Annotated in this window: 2 protein-coding genes; both read left to right on the top strand. The window is 70.3% G+C overall.

What is annotated here, in order from left to right; genetic code table 11:
• The first annotated feature begins 190 nt into the window (after positions 1-190).
• Positions 191-1,051, top strand: a complete 861-nt coding sequence (locus tag ABZ749_RS34715; RefSeq protein WP_357207708.1) for a hypothetical protein — start codon at positions 191-193, stop codon at positions 1,049-1,051.
• A 221-nt stretch (positions 1,052-1,272) separates the two neighbouring features.
• On the top strand, positions 1,273-1,828 hold a 556-nt coding region (locus ABZ749_RS34710; protein WP_357235541.1), incomplete at its 3' end, for a phytanoyl-CoA dioxygenase family protein.

Raw genomic sequence — 1,828 nt, 5'->3', positions numbered from 1 at the left:
CGACGACAGCCCTGCGTGTCGGAGGGCCGTGGCAGGTGAGATCGCGACCGGAGCGGGAACGTCGCCAACCGGTACGCGGCAGCGGAGCCGGCCCCGAACCGGTCGGAGTCGTCCAGGCCGGGCCCGAACCGCTCGGACGACCCGGAAGGGGCCTGCGGGGACGTACGCTTGTCGGACTGTCGATCTGGGGGTGTGGGTGCGAACTCGGGCAACCGTGGCGGGTGGAGTGGTGCTCATCCTCGTCGCCGTGATCGCGATCTGGCTCGTCGTACGACAGGTCGGCGACAACCTCAGGTTGCCGCTGGTGGCACGCAAGTGCACGGTGCAGGCCGACGGACGTGTCGCGCTGGACGCCGACCAGATGGCCAACGCGGCGACCATCGCGGCGATCGGCGCGAAGCGCGGAATGCCCGAGCGGGCCGTCGTGGTCGCGCTCGCCACCGCGTACCAGGAGTCCGGTCTGCGCAACCTCGCCGACGGCGACCGCGACTCGGTCGGCCTGTTCCAGCAGCGGCCGAGCCAGGGCTGGGGCACCCCGGCGCAGATCCGCGACCCGCGGTACGCGGCGAACCGGTTCTACGCGGCCCTCAAGAAGGTGCGCGGCTGGGAGAAGATGCGCGTCACCGACGCCGCCCAGCGGGTGCAGCGCTCGGCGTTCCCCGAGGCGTACCAGAAGTGGGCGGACGACTCCGAGGTGCTCAGCCGGGCCCTGCTCGGCGACGCCAGCGGCGCGGTCGCCTGCACCGTGGGGCGCACCCCGGCGATGCACGGTGCGGCCGCGGCCGCGCAACTGACCCGCAACCTGGTGCTGGACTGGGGGCTCAAGGGCACCGACCCGACGGACCAGACCGGGTTGGCGGTGACTCCGGGCGACCAGCGCGACGGCTGGCGGTACGCACACTGGCTGGTCTCGCACGCCCAGGACCACGGCGTGAAGCGGGTCCGCTTCGGCGACCTGGAGTGGACCGCTCGCGGCGGCTCGTGGGGCCGGGTGGACGGCCGCCAGAACCCCGCCGGTCAGGTGGTCGCCGAGGTGTTCAACGAGGGTTGACCGACCCGGATCTCTTAACCGGCAGTCACCGCACAATCGGGCAATCCGCACTGAATCGCACTATTGATCACGCAGATCTCACTCTGTGCGTTTCTCTCGCTGCGTGGGGTCCCGCCGTGGCCCAATCCCGCACCACGCCCTCCCCGAGGCCTGGACCGCCGCGTTACGATCGGCGGCCTGTGCCAGAAAAGGTTTCACCTCATGGGGAGGGGTACGACGCGGTGTTCGATTACGGCGACCGGACCGGTTACGAACCGATCAGCGACACTGACCGCAAGGAGTTCCACGAGCAGGGCTTCCTCCTGCTGCGCAACGTCCTGACGGAGGACCACCGGGCGGCGCTGGAGGCGGCTGTCGACCGCGTCTACGCGGAGGAGCAGGCCAAGGGCACCACCAAGAAGGACGGCACCCTGCACCTGCTGGGCTTCCTGGAGCGCGACGAGCTCTTCGGTGAGCTGCTGACCCACCCGATCGCCTTCCCGTACATGTGGGGGCTGGCCGGCTGGAACATCTACACCCACCACAACCACCTGGACGTCACCCCGCCGGCCGCCGAGCCGGAGAAGCCGTACTGGGGTTGGCACCAGGACGGGTACCGGCAGAACTCCGACCCGGAGACGATGGACCCGAACCTGCCTCGGCCGATGTTCTCGCTGAAGGTCGCGTACGTGCTGTCGGACCTCTCCGAGACCGGCCGCGGCGCCACCAAGGTCATCCCGGGTAGCCACCTGAAGAACTCGCTGCCCCGGCCGGCGGACCTGACCGTGCAGAACCCCG

Origin of the sequence: Micromonospora sp. NPDC047753 (genome assembly GCF_040642735.1) — a bacterium.
In the GTDB taxonomy this organism is placed as follows: domain Bacteria; phylum Actinomycetota; class Actinomycetes; order Mycobacteriales; family Micromonosporaceae; genus Micromonospora.
This window is presented reverse-complemented; position numbering and strand designations above follow the sequence as displayed.